Here is a 16349-nt window from a genome sequence, read left to right as displayed (position 1 = left end):
TCCCGGCCAGACTTGCAGCCCCCTAAAGTGAAACGCTCATAAGGAGTTGTTCATGCCCACACGTTCTGCCGCACCCTCTGCACTGCCCACGACTCGGTCTGCTCGCCGCATTGCCAACCCACTTCGACGCAGCCTTGGCTTGCTGGTGCTCAGTTTGGGCGCTTTGTGTGCCACAGGCGCTGCAGCGCAAGCCTTTCCCAACAAACCCTTGCGCTTGGTGGTCACATTTCCGCCTGGGGGTGCGCCGGATATTTTGGCGCGGCTGTTCAGCGAAAAAGCGCAGCTGGGATTTCCTGTGGTCATCGACAACCGACCTGGCGCAGGCGGCAACATCGGCGCGGACAACGTTGCGAAGTCGCCCGGCGATGGGCACACCATCGTCATGGGGACCGTGGGTACGCACTCCATCAACGGGGCGCTGTACGAAAAAATGCCCTACGACATGGTCAAGGACTTCAGCCCCATTTCCTTGATCGCCTCGGCACCCAATTTGCTGGTGGTCAACAACGCCTTGCCCGTCAAAAACGTGCCCGAACTCATCGCCTACATGAAGGCCAACCCCAACAAGTTGTCGTTTGGCTCCCCCGGCATTGGCACCTCGGTGCACGTCTCGGGTGAATTGTTCAAGTCCCTCACAGGCACCAGCATGACGCACGTGCCCTACAAAGGCCGTCAGTTTGCCATCCCCGACCTGGTTGGCGGCAGCATCCAGGTCATGTTTGACAACATGCCATCGGCCTTGCCCATGGCAAAAGAAGGCAAAATTCGCGCCTTGGCTCAAACCACGGCCAGACGGTCACCCGCTGCGCCCGATGTGCCCACAGTGGCCGAATCCGTGCCCGGCTTTGAAGCCACCACTTGGTTTGCCATGTTCGCACCCGCCAACGTGCCTCGGCCCGTGATCGACCGCTTGAACGTGGAGGTGCTGCGCGTGTTCAGACTGCCCGATGTGCAAGAACGCCTGAAAACACTGGGCCTGGATGCGATCTTGTCCAGCCCCGATGAACTGGCGCGCTATCAAGCCACCGAAATCACCAAGTGGGCCAAGGTGGTGAAAGACTCGGGTGCCAAGGCCGAGTGATCATGCCTCAAGGCCGCAGGTGCAAAGCCAGCAACAGCACTTGACTGGCCCCTTGCTCGCGCATCAGCGCTGACGCCACCGTGGCCGTCCAGCGGGTGCGCACATCGCAAGCCACCAGCAGCACCGGCCCGGCGGGCAAAGCGGCATTCGGTGCCAAACCGATGGCCAACTCCAGATGCGCCACCACCGGAGTGGAGGCCGCGTCACCCGGCGCAGGCCCACCTGTCCAACTGAACACGTCGTGCAAAGGCAAGCGGCCCTTTTGGGCAATGTATTCGGCCATGCGTCGGTTCGATGCCATGTCGAGCGAAGGCATGGGCACCACACACACAGGCCGCGCGGGCCATGTCTTGGCCCAGCGCCCGAGCAAGGTCACAGCCCCCGCCAAAATTTCAACAGGCACATCCCCTGGCGCGGCGGTGCGCAAAGCCTGCAATTCGGCCACCCAAGCCGGATCGTCGGCAAAAGCCACGGCACGCCCCGCGTCAAAACCGCGAACCGCGCCCTTGCGCCCCACCCCAGCGGGCCAGCGTTTGCGCGGCTCGATGTCCACATCCATACCGCGCAAAAAGTTGCGCGCTGCGATCAGTTTTTGGGGTGATGGCGCAAGGCCGGGAAACGGCAAATGCCCAGTACACACCGAGCAGCGCCAGCACGGCGCGGGCGACGGGTCGTCCAGCGCGGTTTGCAAATAGGCCATCAAGCACCCCGCACCTTGGGCATACTGACGCATGATGCCCGCCTCTTGCTGGCGCACCTGCGCAAGCGCTCTCCATTTGGCCGTGTCGTGCACATAAGGCACACCCGTGGCGCGCCAAGTGGAGCCGTCTTTGTCCAACACGCCTTCAACTGCCAAAATTTTGAGCAGCGCTTCCAACCGCCCCCGGCGCACGCCCGTGTCGGCTTCAATCTCCAGCAAACTGCGCCCATCCTTGCCCACGCTGCTCAACACCTTGGCGGCCGTGGTCGCGTCAGGGATTGACGCGGTGGCGAAGTAATCCCAGATGCGTTCGTCGGCATCGGACGGCAGCAACACCCCTTCGGCATGCGCCACCGCCCTGCCCGCCCGGCCCACCTGCTGGTAATAGGCCACCGGGGTCGAGGGTGAGCCCACATGCACACAAAAGCCCAAGTCGGGCTTGTCGTAACCCATGCCCAGCGCCGACGTGGCCACCACCGCCTTGACTTGGTTGTGGCGTAAACGCTCTTCCACTTTCAGGCGCGTGTCGGCGTCGGTCTGTCCGCTGTAGGCGTCCACCGCATGGCCACAGCTGCGCAAAAAGGCCGTCAACCGTTCGGCCTCGGCCACGGTGAGCACGTACACAATGCCCGAGCCGGGCAATTGCTCCAGCGCATCGGCGATCCAGGCATAGCGCTGCAAGGGCGACAAACCCGGCACCACCGACAGCGTGAGCGATGTGCGGGCCAATGTGCCGCGAAAAGTCACGGTGGACTCTCCCAACTGCTTGCCAATGTCCAGCGTGACCCGCTCGTTTGCCGTGGCCGTGGTGGCCAACACACTGGCCGTGGGCGTGGACAACAGCGCCCGCGCCAGCCGTTGGTAATCGGGCCGAAAGTCAAAACCCCAATCGCTGATGCAATGCGCCTCGTCGATCACGATCAGACCCACCCGGGCCAGCAAAGCGCCCAGACGCGCCGCAAAACGCGGGTTGCCCAAGCGCTCGGGCGAGACCAGCAGCACGTCGATGGCGTCATCATCCAGCCGCTGGAACACCTCGTCCCAGTCATCGATGTTGGTGGAATTCACCGTGGCCGCCTTCAAGCCCGCCCGCTCGGCAGCGCTGACTTGGTCGCGCATCAGCGCCAGCAAAGGCGACACCACCAACGTGGGGCCAGCGCCCGTGCTGCGGATCGCGTGTGTGGCCGCCCAGTACACCGCCGACTTGCCCCAGCCCGTGGCCTGCACCACCAACACGCGTGATGCGGGTTGCAGCACCGCATGCACCGCGTCCACCTGGTCGGTACGGGGCAAAGCGCCCGGCCCTGCCAGGCGGGCCAGGATGGTGTGCATGTGCGTTTGAGCAAAGTCACGGACTTGAGCTTGGCTGGTGTTCATGACTTTTCCCTGAGATCTTGTTGCTGTCATTTTGAGGCCAAGTTCGAGCCCTGAGAACTCGACGACAATCAGATTTTTTTGACATCTCGTCTTCTGCGGCTTTTATGGCAATTCAATGGTTTCCCGGACACATGCACCTCACGCGCAAGGCGATCGGGGAGCGCATCAAAGACATTGACGTCGTCATTGAGATGCTGGACGCGCGACTGCCGGGCTCCAGTGCCAACCCGATGCTGGCCGAGCTGATCGAAGGCAAACCGGCCCTCAAAATCCTGAGCAAGCAAGACTTGGCCGACCCGGTGCAAACCACGGCATGGCTGGCGCACTACAACGCCCTGCCCGGCGTGAGCGCTTTGGGCATGGACACCAGCGTGGTGTCACCCGCCAAGGCCTTGATCGATGCCAGCCGCCAGTTGGCCCCCAACCGGGGCTGCATGGTCAAACCCATGCGGGTGCTGATTTGCGGTATTCCCAATGTGGGCAAGTCGACGCTGATCAACACCCTCAAAGGCAAACGCGCCGCCAAAACCGGCGACGAAGCGGGCGTGACCAAGCTGGAGCAGCGCATCGCACTGGCCGATGATTTTTATTTGTACGACACGCCCGGTGTGCTGTGGCCGCGCATCATCGTGGCGCAAAGCGGCTACAACCTGGCCGCCAGTGGCGCGATTGGCGTGAACGCATTTGACGAAGAAGTGGTGGCCCTGGAGCTGCTCAACTACCTGATTCCGCATTACCCGCAAGCCATCACCGAGCGCTACAAAGTGCACAACGTGGCCAGCCACACCGACGAGACACTGCTCGAAGCCATTGCACGCTACCGGGGTGCCATCCAAAGCGGCGGCCGGGTCAACACCATCAAAGCCGCTGAAATCGTGATCCACGACTTCCGGTCTGCAGCTTTGGGGCGTCTGACGCTGGAGACACCTGAAGAATTTGCCATCTGGCTGGCCGAAGGAAAAAAAGCCGATGCCGAGCGGGCGGAGCGAAAAGGGGGCCGTCAAAAAGCCAAGAAGGCCATGAAAGACTGATCCCACCATGAACGCCCAAAAACCGATCCCCGACAAAGAGGCCATCGCTTTACTGCCCGAATTTAAGCGTTTGGGGCTCGACCGCATCACCTTGGTGTGTACCGGGGCTAAAGCCCGTGAAGCGCAAGAACACCTTGGCAAAGCTCAGGCATGGGGATTTGACACCGAGTCCAAACCGACCTTCAAGGTGGGTGAGCAATCCGATGGACCGCACATCTTGCAACTGTCCACGCCAGAACGGGCTTGGGTGTTCCAGCTGCATGAACCCGAGTGCCGCCGCGTGGCGGGTGAGTTGCTGGCTTTAGAAGGCGTGGCCAAGGCCGGGTTTGGCTTGGGCGACGACCGCAAACGCATCGTGCACAAATTGGGCATCGAGCCCAAGGGCATCTTGGAGCTCAACACCATCTTTCGCGAACGCGGTTACCGCAAAGACATGGGCGTCAAAGGCGCGGTGGCGGTGCTGTTCAACCAACGCTTCATCAAATCCAAAAAAGCCGCCACCAGCAATTGGGCCAACGCCCGCCTGAGCGAGGCGCAATTGGTTTACGCAGCCAACGATGCCTATGCGGCCATTCGAGTTTGGCAAGCACTTGACTTGTGATGCGCCCAGCCCAGCCGACGGTCGTTCGGCTGAGTTGGTCGCATCACCGCTAGGGGACTTCAGCCGCCAAAGGGCAAAGAAGAGTGGTGCACCACGATGCGCAGCTTGCCTGCAGTGTCTTTCACATACGTCCAAGTTTTGTCGACGGTGGTGACCTTGCCTGCTTTGTCGGTGATCATCACATTGCCCATGCTGCTGGCCGAGTTGCCAGCGATGAAAATGGCCGCGTTTTTGGACTCACAAGCTGTCCAGCTGTTGAGCGCAAAACCTTTGTCTTTTGGAAAGTTGGTGTCACCGCCCACAAAGTAAGCCAGTGCGCCCGCGCGGTTGGTGCGGAATGTCTGTGGCGCAACTGTCAAAGTGGGCTTGAACAAAACTGCGCCCATTTGGTAGCCATAAGCGGCGTCAATCACTTGTTCAGCCAAAGCTTTGGCTGCTGCTTGGCCCTTGCTGGCACCGGTTTGGCTGATGTCGACCAAGGCTTTGCACCAAGCGGTTTGAGCGCTACGCACTTCGGCCTCTGTGATCCCTTGGTTGATGACCACGGTGGCCGATGCGGCGCTGGACAGACCCACAAGCGCCAATGAGGCTGCGATCAAGCTGAGAGATTTCATGGAAATTTTCCGATCATGGAGGGTTTAAAAAGGTTTTACGACTATCCGAATGTATTTGGAAGTCGAAATGAATTAAAAATAATACAAATGAAGCCGGATTAAATTCCAAATGACGATCGCTTGCGCTTCGCATTAACAAGAGATGACACGCACCTGCATGGCAATGCGGACAGCGACAATACAAAAATGTTCAGAAAACAGCTCAGTTGGGTCCTTCTTTTTTTAGCCGCCTGCATTGTTTTACAGGGCATCGGTGCCGTCTTTGCATTGCGCGAAGCCGAACGCCAAGTGGTGCGAGGACGCATTGCCAGCGACATTCACCAAGGCTTTGTGCAACTGTCGGCCACCAAACAGCACCTGCGAGCTTGGGTGACCCAACACAAAATCGGCGCCGGAGGCGTTCCAGCAGCCCGAGAAGCTTTGCTGAACGACATGCAACAAAGCTTGACCGATTTGGCCACGCTCGCCGAAACAGCCTCCACTTTGGGCATGGAAGGCAGCGATGGCGAGGAACAAAAAGCGCGTCTGGAAGCCTTGGATGTTTTGGGCAAAAACGTCAAAACCCTGGGTGAAACGCTGGGACTGGTCAAAACCCTGCCCGCCGACATTCCGGCCCGTTTGGGCTGGGACACATTGACCGAGGTTTTCGAAAAGTCAGAAGGACGCGATTTGCGCCAGTTGATTGGCCAGAGCATCGTGCGTGAACGAGCGGCCATGCTCAGAGAGCGCCAAGCTGCTGATGCCACCTTGGCGCGAATCCGCTGGTTATGGATAGGCATGGCCTTGTCTTTGGCCCTGCTGGCATCGGGGGCGACGGTTTATTTTGCACGGGCCCTGCGCCGACCGATTGACGAACTGGCCAGAGGCGCACACAAACTTCGGCAAGGCAAATTGCAACACCGCATTCCGCTGGACGGACAAGATGAATTTTCAGATGTAGCCCGCAGCATGAACGCCATGGCCGCTGCCCTGGAAAAACACAGCCAACAAGAAACCGAACAACGCCAGCGCCTGGAGTCTGAGGTGCGCGAGCGCACAAGCGCTTTGCATGAAGCCAATAAATCGCTTCAGCAAACCGACACGCGACGCCGCCAGTTGCTGGCCGACATCAGCCACGAGCTGAGAACCCCCACCACGGCGATTCGTGGCGAAGCCGAAATCACCCTGCGCGGTGGCGAAAGAGCCGCCCCTGAATACCGAGAAGCTTTGCAACGCATAGTGGCCATTTCGCGCCAACTGGGCTCGGTGATCGACGACTTGTTGGCCATGGCCCGCAGCGACATGGAGACGCTGAGTATCGTGCACCAAACCGTGGACTTGTCTGAACCCTTGGCCGATGCGTTGTCGCAGGCCAGCGCCTTGGCGGGCGAAAAGGACATCCGGATTGACTGCCCCGAGATGCCCAAAGCCTCGGTCAAGGTCATGGGCGATTCGCAGCGCTTGAGCCAACTGCTTTTGCTTTTGCTGGACAACGCGGTGCGCTATTCGCACCCCAAAGGCACGGTCACGGTTCGCTGGCAACAAAGTCACGATTACCCAGCGATGCTGACGTTGCAAGTCACGGACCAAGGCATTGGGATACCTGCCGAAGAGTTGCACCAGGTGTTTGATCGCCACTTTCGAGGCAGTCTGGCCCGCGTGCACCGGGCTGCAGGCAGTGGCTTGGGGCTACCGATTGCCAAAGCATTGGTGCTGGCCCACAACGGAAATTTGACGCTGCAAAGCCCTGCCGATGAAACGCAGAGCACTGGCACTTGCGTGGTGCTGCAGTTGCCCCTGCTGACACGTCCTCACTTTGACCCCCCCACTGAAACTGCGCCATGAACATCATCCTGATCGAAGATGACCCGCGGATTGCCGACTTTTTGCAGCGTGGCTTGAGGGCCGAGGGCCTGATGGTTCAACGCGCTGCCACCGGACCTGAAGGCTTGGCTTTGGTGTTGGAAACAGCTCGGCAATCGAAGGCTGAAACCATCACCACCGTGGTGGTGCTTGATTTGATGCTGCCCGGCATGAACGGCATGGAGATTTGTCAAACCCTTCGGGCACAAGGCATCCCTTTTCCTGTGCTGATGCTGACGGCCTTGAATACCCTGGAAGAAAGGGTGGCGGGTTTGCGCATGGGCGCTGACGACTACCTGTGCAAGCCCTTTGAGTTTGAAGAATTGCTGGCCAGGTTGGAGGCCTTGGCACGCCGAGGGCAAGGCGTGCAAATCAGTCGACCTACCCAATTGCAAGTGGCCGATATTTTGCTGGACCGCGAATCCATGCGGGCCAGCCGCGCAGGAGAGGCCCTGAACATGACTGCGCGTGAACTGGCGCTGTTGGAGCTGCTGATGAGTGCGCCGGGGCGTTTGTTCAGCAGAGAGAGGATTTTGTCGAGCGTGTGGGGCCTGAACGAGGACCCTCTGACCAATGTGGTGGATGTCTACATCCGTCGCTTGCGCAGCAAAATTGACGATGGTCGACCCGTGCCCTTGATCCAGACGATGCGGGGTTTAGGTTACAGGTTGGAGGCGCCCACCGAAGCCCAAGTTTGATCGAAATCCGAAGACCGCTTGACATGCATGAAGCTGGCCGCGAAAGCCACCATGGTTTTGAAAAACTCAAATTGGCCCTGAACACGATCCTCAAAGAGGTGGCCCTATATCTGGAGGCCAAAATCAACCCTTGAAGGGCTGAATTTGGATGGCTCTAGTCTTGGATTGGCTTGGTGGTGTCGTACCGATGCAGCAAGTCGGCCAATGCACTTAATTTGATGGGCTTGGCCAAAAAATCATCCATCCCAGCCTCACGACAGCGCATTTGGTCTTCGGCAAAAGCATCGGCAGTCACAGCAATGATGGGCAGTGGTTGGTGCCCTTGAAGGGCCTCCCAGGCCCGAATCTGACGGGTCGCTTCATAGCCGTCCAAAACAGGCATTTGCACATCCATCAAGATGACCGCGATCCGTTCGGCCTCTGACAAAACCTTGTCCACTGCCTTTTGTCCGTTGTCGACCACGACCACGTCAACCCCCAGTTGCCGGATCATCGCGCCAATGACTTGCTGGTTGACGAGGTTGTCCTCCACCACCAAAACCATTCCTGACAAACTGTACCCGGCATCTTGTGAAAAGCCTTTGGCACCAAGGACATTGTCCAATTCCGATAAATCCAAGGCATCCGTCATGACGTCCAGACGCAAGCGAATCCAAAAGCGGGCACCCTCGCCTTCTTTGCTGTCCACACCGACTTCCCCATCCATCAAATGCGCCAAGCTTTTGACGATGGACAAACCCAAGCCCGTCCCGCCGAACTGGCGGGTACTGGAATCATCGACTTGGCTGAAGGGCTGAAACAACAAAGGCATTTTGTGGGTTGGAATGCCCATGCCAGAGTCTTGTACCGCCCATTCAACCCATGCAGACCCGTCCAATGCACTCAGCTCAGTGGCCTCAATGCGCACCTCTCCGACCGCTGTGAACTTGATCGCGTTGTTGGTCAAGTTGGTCAGCATTTGTTGTAACCGGTTGGCATCTCCCCTGTACCTGCGGCCATGAGGGCCATTCCACTGAACAGCCAGTTTCAGTCCTTTGCTGTGTGCGTTGTTGGCAAACAGCGACTGGGTGTTTCGCAGAAGCTCCACCGGGTTCACAATGGCCGTGTCCAGGGTCTGGGTACCGGACTCGATCTTTGACAAATCCAGTATGTCGTTGAGCAGAGCCAGCAGAGACTGACCAGAGTGAAGGATGGTGCGCGCATAGTCTTGGGTCTTGGCCGTATCGATCGGGCCAGACAAGAGCAACTGAGCCATGCCCAGCACCCCATTCATGGGCGTGCGCAGCTCATGCGACATGGTGGCCAGAAAGCGACTTTTGGCTTCGTTGGCAGATTTGGCAGCGGTCACCGCTTGTCTCAATTCTGCGGTCCGCTGCTCCACCATTTCTTCCAGGTGTTCTCGGTTACGCGCCAATTCATTGGTGCGGCTCTCCACGATTTGCATCATCCGGTCAAATGCTGCGGCAGTCCGTCCCACCTCGTCCTCGCCCACCACGGCAACGCGCTGAGAGTAATCACCGCTGTGCTCCACCTCGATGATCGTGTTGAGCAAACTCGTCAAGGGTCGGATCATGGAATTGATCAAGCGCACCAGCATCAAGCTGATCACCAGCAAAGTGACCGACACCACAATGGCCAGAATCATCTTGACTTGAGTAATCGTGCTGCTGGCGTCCGACAAGGCCTGGTTCATCAGCTGGCGTTGCCATTCTTTTTGTTCATTGATGTGGGACAGTTGCCGATTGCGCGCAGGCACCAAGTCGGTGGTCAACAAGGCATAAGCTGCTGCAACCTGACCGTTTTGGGCATGCACGGTCACCTGTTGCGAAAGACGCCAAAATACCGCATCGGCCTCGCGGATTTTTTTCATGATGTCCCGCCCAAACGAAGTCGACAAATTGGCCTCTGTTTCGTTGACCAGGTTCACAAGTTGTGATCGGTCTTTGGCGATCCTGTCGAGTGCCGCTTTGAGCTCGGCCGGATCATTGGCCGACAAGATCGCATGGCGGGCCTCCAGAGAAATTTTGACCATCAACAACTCGACCCGGGTCATGCGGTCAACCTGGGGCTCGTACATGTCAATGATCTGCTGAGCGCTGGATTGAACATGGTTCAGCGTCCACCAACTCACGGTCAGCACCCCCATCAACAAGCTGCCCAATAGCCCAAAGCCCAACAACAACCTGAAACGAATGGACAAGCGGGAAAAGAAGTTTTTCATATCCGAGTACAAATTGTGAAAGCTCAAACCATAGAAAATATAAATACTTAAATCTAGGGAAACCTTCATTGATGTCTAAAGAATATCGTATTTCAAGTCAAACTAAAGAATGCACCAGATCAATTTGTGGTTGATCTTTGGCTCTTGCGCAGGGCGTTTGCCACAGACGTGACAGGTTCGCAAGGGGCAAGTGCCTACAGTGCCAGTCAGATCCAAACCTCGAAAGATTTCCCATGCCGACCGCCCCAGCCACCCCAACATTCCCAACGGCTGACCCCAAAGATCCTGTATGGCAAGCCAAGGTGCACTTGGCGGCTGCTTTGCGTTTGGCGGTGTTGCACGATTTTGACGAGGGCATCGACAACCATTTCACGGTCGTCGTGCCAGGCCGTGAGGACCAATACCTGATTTCGCCCTTTGGCGTGCACTGGTCAGAAGCCCGTGCGAGCACCATGATGGTTTTCAATGAAGCGGGCGAAACACTGGAAGGAACGGGGGTGGTGGAACTCTCGGCGCAATCGATCCACGCCCCGGTGCACCGCCTGACGGGTGCCAAAGTGGTGCTGCACACGCATCAGCCCTGGGCCCTGGCTCTGAACATGCTCAAAGCCAACCGCTTGTTGCCTGCCACCCAAACTGCCGCTCTCTTTGACGGAGCCATTGCCTACGACGACCATTACACCGGCTTGGCAGCTGACTTGTCAGAGGGTGAGCGCTTGTCGCAACTCATGAGCGGTGGCAAAACCGTGCTCTTCATGAAAAACCATGGCGTGATGACGATTGGCGACACCGTGGCGCAAGCTTACCGACGCTTGTACAAACTCGAAAAAGCCTGCCGCACCCAAGTGCTGGCCATGGGCACAGGCCAGCCCCTGAACGTGCTGACCGAATCGGTGATCCAGCGCATCAAAACCCCCAGCCCGCAAGACCGCCACCCTCGCAGCGAACGTGAGCGGCTGTTTTTTGAAGCCATGATGCGGGTGGTCGACCGGGTGAATCCGGGCTACGCCGATTGAATCTGGGCAGCGACTGGCTGCCCAAGACGGCCAAAGGCCCCCCATCAAACGCTGACAAGGGTACGCGCCCGTTCACGCCACAAGGTGTACAAACCCGCGCCCACCACCAACAGCGCGCCCCACCACACATGCGACCCTGGCCACTCGTGCCAAAACACCCAACCAAACAAGGCTGCCCACAGCAGCTCGCTGTAATGGAACGGTGCCACCACGCCGACGGGCGCCAACCGCAAGGCCCGAAAAGTGCAGCGCTGGCCCAGCAACACCAAGAGGGCCATCAACGCGATGATCGGCCACATGCTTGGAGCCACCTCTAGGGGTACAAACATCAGCCCTGCCGCACCAGCCAAGCCCATCGCGAGGTTCTGCCAGACCAGCATCGACAGGTCGCTTTCGGTCGGCGACAGCCAACGCACACAGGTCATAGAGGCGGCATAAAAAAGCGATGCCAACACAGCCAGCCACGCACCCCAACCCAAATCGCCATCCAGAGCCTGCGGCCCAACGATCAGGCTCACCCCCAAAAAGCCTGCCAACAACGCCCCCCAGCGGTGCAGCCCGACACGCTCCCTCAGCAAAGGCACCGACAAGAGTGTCATGAACAGTGGCGCAGCAAAACTGATGGCAATCACCGTGGCCAGCGGCAACAAACGCAAGCTTTCAAAAAACGCCAGCATCGAACACACAGCGAACAAGCCGCGCACCCCATGAGCCCAAGGACGGCGCGTGCGCACGGCCGACCATCCCCCGCTGCGCAGCACCCACGGTCCCAGCAAAACCAGCACCATCGCCGAACGCGCCGCAATCAACACCGGAATCGACAACTGCGACACCGCATGTTTGGACAAGGCATCCAACACCGCCAGCAAAAACACCCCCACCACCATCCAAGCCATGCCTTGCAGTGGGTGATCGGCCCGCTTTGGGGCAACAGATAGCGAATTCATGGGTTCATACAAAGAGAGGTGCCTCTTAAAAAGGGCCAAAGCGTGCTTTTTTCAAAGCATTTGAAAATACATGCTGCAATTTACAGCGTCAGCCACAAGGGTGCAGTCACCTGCATTGCCCATGAAACTCAGCATGCCGAAGCCCTAAAATTGCCCAATGGCCCCTACATTGAACGCCCACGCACACCCTGCCCCTGACCGCTCGGTACTGAATTTTGCAAACCGCCAATGGCGCGTGCGCAGGCCCCGGCCCTTTGTGTTGGTGATTGAGGGTGAAGTGGGTCAAGAAGACACCGCCCCCAGTGACTACCTGCACGAGCAACTGCTCTTGCCGCAATCGCGCGAGGCGTTTTACCAATTGGTCGATGCAACGGGCTTGGTGGTGTGCCTGAATGTGAACACGCATCACCCCACCTACCGCGACGTGCGCGGTCGCTCTAGCAAAGGTCGATTGAGCCAAGGCGAGTATTACCACCATGACGGCTGCACGGGTCCTGCGAAACCGCGCTTGGTTGAAATCCGTTGCCCCATCCAAGCCCAAGCGCGTGGTGTAGCCACCGCCGTGGCACCCCACCATGAGGTGGTCAAAGCCATGGTGCAGGTCTTACCCGCCGAGTTGGCCGCCACACCTGCGCTGGCGGACATGGACATGAGCCTAGACGCCATCGGCCAGATGGACGGGGCCGCGCTTGACCACTTGCAAGGCCTCATCACACGCACCGTGCGCAAAAAGCTCACTGCCGAAGGCGCACGCAGCTACTTTCGCCAAGTGGATGCCGCCGCCAATGCCTACTTTGAGCCTTGGGCATTGGGCGAGAGCCGCTTTATTGCCAACGCCAACAGCGGCGTCACCATGCAACACCGCCGCGCCTACCAAGTCCCACACACCGGTGGCGTGGCCAATGGCCACTTGGTCAAACGTTGGACGAATGAAGAGCTGCTGCTACCCGGCCAGGTGGTAGACCAAGCTTTGATTGCTGCGCTGTGCAGCGAAGAGGACAGTGAACTGTCGGATGGGCAAGCTGGGGCAGTGTGTGCGCTCGCTGAAAACTTCAAGCCCTCTCACGCACCAACAAGCGCAAAGCCCACAAGCCCAACACCGGCCCCAGCGCCAATCCTGTGAGCAACCAGCTCAGCGGCACCCCATCGGTCAGCGCCACAAACAACAAGATGCTCAGTGTGCTGATGGCAAAGCCAATGCTGTTTGAAAGCGTCAACACACTGCCGACGGCCTGAGCCGGGGCGTTGCGGGCAGTGAGTGTGGAAAATTGAGGTGAATCGCCAGCCACAGCAATGCCCCACACCAGCAACCAAGCGTAGAACACCGCATCGGGTGCATCCCATAGCCAAGGCGCCAAAAGGCAGCACAGACCGCTGAGCGCCAAAAAATAGGCCGCCACCCGCGCACTGCCCCAGTGCTTGGCCGCATGACCGCCCAAAACACAGCCCACAGCCCCGCTGCCCATCACCACAAAAGCCATCCAGGACAAGTCCACGCCCGACAAACGGGTACCCAAAATCAGCGGCAGCAAAACCCAGAAGGTGTAGAGCTCCCACATGTGGCCAAAATAACCCAAGACCGAGCTGCGAATACGCGGATCGGTCCACAGCGTGGCCAGAGCCGACCATTGCCATGTGCTCACGCGCACCGGCGCATGGGGTGGTTCACCCAATGTAAGGATGAGCATCCCCCCTGCAACGGCCAAGGCTGACACGCCCAACATGATGCTTGGCCACGGCAAGGCATCGGCCACAGCACGCAGCCCATGCGCACTGGCAGAGCCCAACACCAAAGCCCCCACCAAGTAGCCCAGAGCGGCCCCCAAGCCCTGGCGATACCACTGCGATGCGATCTTCATGCCCACCGGGTAAATGCCCGCCAAGAAAAACCCCGTCGCAAAGCGCCAGACGAGCAAAGCCGTGAAGTCAGAAACCATGGCCCAAGCCCCCAAGGTGCAAGCAGCCCCAGCCAATGCGCAAAATAAAAAAACGCGTGTGGCGCGAAAGCGGTCAGCCAAAGCCAACAAAGCAAACACCAAGGTGCCCACAATGAAGCCCGTTTGCAAAGCCGAGGTGAGGCTGCCCACAGCGGTGATCGGCCAGCCCCATTCGAGTTGCAAGTCGGGCATGACGGCATTGACGGCGAACCACAGGGAAGTGCCAGCCAATTGGGCCAGCACCAACACGGGTAAAACATGAGGGGGAACAACATTCATGGGCGTGACTCATCGATGGCCAACAAACAAAAAGACCGAACCCAGCTCATGCCACGAGGCCTGTTGTTCGGATCACGTGTTTTTGCAGCACCGCGCGCGGATGTTCGTCGGCAGGAAACATGTGCTCTACCCGCATGGACGCCAGGGTGATGTCATGGGGAGAGCCCAAAGTGCTGAACATGCGAAAGAACGCCAGCTCGCCGTGACCCGTCAGGAACCGCAAAGTCAGCAAGGGGTTGATGAAGGTAGGGCCCTGGTTGTCGCCACTTGCTTGCAGCAGCGGCGCGAACATTTCCACAAAGGCATCGACTTTGGGGGCCAATTCCGGCTGATCAACCAAATCACGTCTGAGTTGTGCCCAAAAATCGGCAGCCGCTTCCTCTTTGTTGATCACATACCGCATCAAGCCTTGAGGGTGTAGCACCAAATCCAACATATTGGGTCTGAATGGCGCGGATGCAAACAACTCGGGCATGAGCGTTTCAGCCAACCATTGCGCGCCACGGTTGAGTTGCAGCAAATCCCACTGCGCGCCGATGACCAGCGCAGGTTGCGGGTCATGGCTTTGCAACAAATGCGAAAGCGCTGTGCGCGCTTGTTCCAAATGGGGATCCTGCAAAGGTCTAGCGCTGAACATCGGCGCAAAACCCGCCAACTGAAGCAGCGCATTGCACGTGGACATAGGCAGTGAAAGGGCTTCCAGCCACCTGATCAACAAAGGTCGGCTGGGTCGGGCCCGTCCAGTTTCGACAAAACTGATGTGCCTTTGAGAAACGCCCAAATGAAGTGACAAGGCCAATTGGCTCCAAGCTTGACGTTGTCGCGCCTGCTTCAATTGCTGGGCCAAAGATTCGCTGTTGATGCTCATCACAACATTGGATCACAGCCAAGCTGATTGACGATGACCTGAGAGGTAATTGAAAAGACGAACGGGTTGGGAGAAACTGCCACGACACCATTTAAAGGAGGATTCAAAACATGAACGCACCCGCCCTGCTCTTTCCAGCCGCTTCCCTCTTGCTGATAGGGTACTTGCTGTACCTCAACCAGCGAAAGCAAGACAAGAACGAAGCTGCCGCTCGCTGGAAGGCACCGGCCCTCTTGTCACTTCTGTTTGGCATGTTCTCGCTTTACACCGTCGCCACCGAGGGCCCACTGGGATTCATAGAGGAACACACACGAACCTTGTGGAGCAGCCAAATCTGGTTTGACCTCTTGCTGGGCGTTGCCGTCGCATTGTGGTGGATGGTGCCTCCAGCCAAAGCGGTTGGAATGCAGGTCTCCTATTGGCTGGCTCTGGTGGCGGTCACAGGCAACATCGGTCTCTTGGCCATGCTGTCGCGCTTGTGGTGGTTGCAAGCCCAAGCTGCAGGGCGAAAAGACTGAGGGGTGATATCTCGGGTGAAACGCCATGCTGGATTTTGGTCACGGCATCACCTCTGCCGTTGGCATCTCCCCATGCAGACAAAGTGCAAAGGATCAATCCCAACAAGGGTTTTCCCCAGGATTATTTGCACCATCCAACTGAGCGAAGAAAATCAAGGTTTCAACACTTCAGATTCTTTGAACATGCCAAGAGCTAAAAAAACTTGGAAAGACAAAATGGCGACCAAGCCACCGCACCATGTTGTTCTTGAAAAAGACTTCGCGGGCGTGAAAAGCGGCTCGAAACTGCACATCTCCAGCCCGCAGGAGATTGCCGATGAACTCAGAAAAATTCGGCCAGGTGAAACGGTATCTCTGCAGCAATTTCGACAAAAAATTGCCCAGGCACAAGCCTGTGATGCCACTTGCCCCGTCTCGACCTCCATATTCTTGCGAATTGTTGCGGAGTACGCTTGGGAGGAACACAACGAGAGAAATGTTTCGCTCGCCGATTTGCCACCGTTTTGGCGAGTCGTAGAGCCTGGAACCCCCTTGTCTAAAAAACTCAGTTTTAACCAGGCTTGGATCGCGTTGCAGCGGGAGCTGGAAAAAGACTTGCCTGGGGCATGAAAACCTGGAA

The 16349-nt window shown here is 58.1% G+C and carries 15 protein-coding genes; 9 read left to right on the top strand and 6 right to left on the bottom strand.

Going from position 1 to position 16349, the window contains the following annotated elements:
* Positions 1–52: 52 nt before the first annotated feature.
* Entirely contained in the window at positions 53–1081 is a 1029-nt protein-coding gene (locus tag ABWQ00_RS09360) for a Bug family tripartite tricarboxylate transporter substrate binding protein (RefSeq protein WP_353238400.1), read from the top strand.
* 7 nt (positions 1082–1088) lie between these two features.
* Here the strand turns inward: ABWQ00_RS09360 and ABWQ00_RS09355 are convergent, their stop codons facing one another.
* Positions 1089–3158, bottom strand: a complete 2070-nt coding sequence (locus ABWQ00_RS09355) for a RecQ family ATP-dependent DNA helicase (RefSeq protein WP_353238399.1) — start codon at positions 3156–3158, stop codon at positions 1089–1091.
* A gap of 104 nt (positions 3159–3262) precedes the next feature.
* Between ABWQ00_RS09355 and ylqF the strand changes: the two genes are divergently transcribed.
* Positions 3263–4189: a ribosome biogenesis GTPase YlqF gene (ylqF, locus tag ABWQ00_RS09350; RefSeq protein WP_353238398.1), complete on the top strand. Its 927-nt coding sequence runs from the start codon at positions 3263–3265 to the stop codon at positions 4187–4189.
* A 7-nt stretch (positions 4190–4196) separates the two neighbouring features.
* The gene (locus ABWQ00_RS09345) at positions 4197–4790 is read left to right on the top strand and encodes a 3'-5' exonuclease (protein WP_353238397.1); all 594 of its coding nucleotides are present in this window, start codon (positions 4197–4199) and stop codon (positions 4788–4790) included.
* A gap of 59 nt (positions 4791–4849) precedes the next feature.
* Here the strand turns inward: ABWQ00_RS09345 and ABWQ00_RS09340 are convergent, their stop codons facing one another.
* The gene (locus ABWQ00_RS09340) at positions 4850–5404 is read right to left on the bottom strand and encodes a metal-independent carbonic anhydrase family protein (protein ID WP_353238396.1); all 555 of its coding nucleotides are present in this window, start codon (positions 5402–5404) and stop codon (positions 4850–4852) included.
* Between the two features lie 186 nt (positions 5405–5590).
* Here ABWQ00_RS09340 and ABWQ00_RS09335 point away from each other — a divergent pair, with 186 nt between their 5' ends.
* Together ABWQ00_RS09335 and ABWQ00_RS09330 are read left to right on the top strand one after the other, a co-directional pair.
* A complete protein-coding gene (locus ABWQ00_RS09335; protein WP_353238395.1) occupies positions 5591–7228 on the top strand; it encodes a sensor histidine kinase in 1638 nt (545 codons plus the stop codon).
* On the top strand, positions 7225–7944 hold the full coding sequence (locus tag ABWQ00_RS09330; protein WP_353238394.1) for a response regulator transcription factor: 720 nt from the start codon (positions 7225–7227) through the stop codon (positions 7942–7944). The genes ABWQ00_RS09335 and ABWQ00_RS09330 overlap by 4 nt, the downstream gene beginning before the upstream one ends.
* Before the next feature lie 154 nt (positions 7945–8098).
* Here ABWQ00_RS09330 and ABWQ00_RS09325 read toward each other — a convergent pair whose 3' ends face one another.
* On the bottom strand, positions 8099–10165 hold the full coding sequence (locus ABWQ00_RS09325) for an ATP-binding protein (RefSeq protein WP_353238393.1): 2067 nt from the start codon (positions 10163–10165) through the stop codon (positions 8099–8101).
* Between the two features lie 233 nt (positions 10166–10398).
* On the opposite strand from ABWQ00_RS09325, the gene ABWQ00_RS09320 reads away from it, so the two are divergent.
* On the top strand, positions 10399–11181 hold the full coding sequence (locus ABWQ00_RS09320; protein WP_353238392.1) for a class II aldolase/adducin family protein: 783 nt from the start codon (positions 10399–10401) through the stop codon (positions 11179–11181).
* A 44-nt stretch (positions 11182–11225) separates the two neighbouring features.
* On the opposite strand, the gene ABWQ00_RS09315 is transcribed toward ABWQ00_RS09320, so the two are convergent.
* A complete protein-coding gene (locus tag ABWQ00_RS09315; protein WP_353238391.1) occupies positions 11226–12128 on the bottom strand; it encodes a DMT family transporter in 903 nt (300 codons plus the stop codon).
* Positions 12129–12285: 157 nt separating this feature from the next.
* On the opposite strand from ABWQ00_RS09315, the gene ABWQ00_RS09310 reads away from it, so the two are divergent.
* Positions 12286–13251, top strand: coding sequence for a hypothetical protein (locus ABWQ00_RS09310; RefSeq protein WP_353238390.1), 966 nt, complete (start codon positions 12286–12288; stop codon positions 13249–13251).
* Here the strand turns inward: ABWQ00_RS09310 and ABWQ00_RS09305 are convergent.
* Both ABWQ00_RS09305 and ABWQ00_RS09300 read right to left on the bottom strand, forming a co-directional pair.
* Complete coding sequence (locus ABWQ00_RS09305; protein ID WP_353238389.1) at positions 13181–14344, bottom strand: MFS transporter; 1164 nt, start codon at positions 14342–14344, stop codon at positions 13181–13183. The two genes, ABWQ00_RS09310 and ABWQ00_RS09305, sit on opposite strands and share 71 nt — an antisense overlap.
* A gap of 46 nt (positions 14345–14390) precedes the next feature.
* Entirely contained in the window at positions 14391–15212 is an 822-nt protein-coding gene (locus ABWQ00_RS09300; protein ID WP_353238388.1) for a helix-turn-helix domain-containing protein, read from the bottom strand.
* Positions 15213–15322: 110 nt separating this feature from the next.
* On the opposite strand from ABWQ00_RS09300, the gene ABWQ00_RS09295 reads away from it, so the two are divergent.
* Together ABWQ00_RS09295 and ABWQ00_RS09290 are read left to right on the top strand one after the other, a co-directional pair.
* Complete coding sequence (locus tag ABWQ00_RS09295; RefSeq protein WP_353238387.1) at positions 15323–15730, top strand: hypothetical protein; 408 nt, start codon at positions 15323–15325, stop codon at positions 15728–15730.
* Positions 15731–15802: 72 nt separating this feature from the next.
* Positions 15803–16339 carry a hypothetical protein gene (locus tag ABWQ00_RS09290; protein WP_353238386.1) on the top strand — a complete coding sequence of 179 codons (537 nt, stop codon included), beginning with the start codon at positions 15803–15805 and terminating at the stop codon, positions 16337–16339.
* Positions 16340–16349: the final 10 nt, after the last annotated feature.

The sequence above is a fragment of the Limnohabitans sp. genome, assembly GCF_040400975.1.
Taxonomy (GTDB): Bacteria; Pseudomonadota; Gammaproteobacteria; order Burkholderiales; family Burkholderiaceae_C; genus Limnohabitans_A.
The sequence above is the reverse complement of the archived record's forward strand: the minus strand, read 5'-3'. Positions and strand labels throughout refer to the sequence as shown.